This window comes from Flavobacterium sp. FlaQc-49 (assembly GCF_044005985.1).
Lineage (GTDB): Bacteria > Bacteroidota > Bacteroidia > Flavobacteriales > Flavobacteriaceae > Flavobacterium > Flavobacterium cupriresistens.
This window is the reverse complement of the sequence record NZ_JBIPCS010000053.1, coordinates 1-258: the sequence shown is the minus strand read 5'-3', so window position 1 is coordinate 258 and position 258 is coordinate 1. Positions and strand designations below refer to the sequence as shown.

The following is a 258-nucleotide window of genomic DNA, read 5'->3' as shown; positions in this document are numbered from 1 at the left end:
GTTTTTCGGTGTGCGGGTTTCTCGCCCGCATTATCGTTACTTATGCCTACATTTTCTTTTCTAACCAGTCCAGCATACCTTACGATACACCTTCAACCCTGTTAGAATGCTCCCCTACCACTTACAGTCAGACTGTAAATCCATAGCTTCGGTAATATGCTTATGCCCGATTATTATCCATGCTCGTCCGCTCGACTAGTGAGCTGTTACGCACTCTTTAAATGAATGGCTGCTTCCAAGCCAACATCCTAGCTGTCT

Annotated in this window: 1 rRNA gene; it reads right to left on the bottom strand. The window is 45.3% G+C overall.

The window, feature by feature from the left end:
* A 23S ribosomal RNA gene (locus tag ACHRV3_RS23050) occupies window positions 1–258 on the bottom strand; the annotation flags it as partial.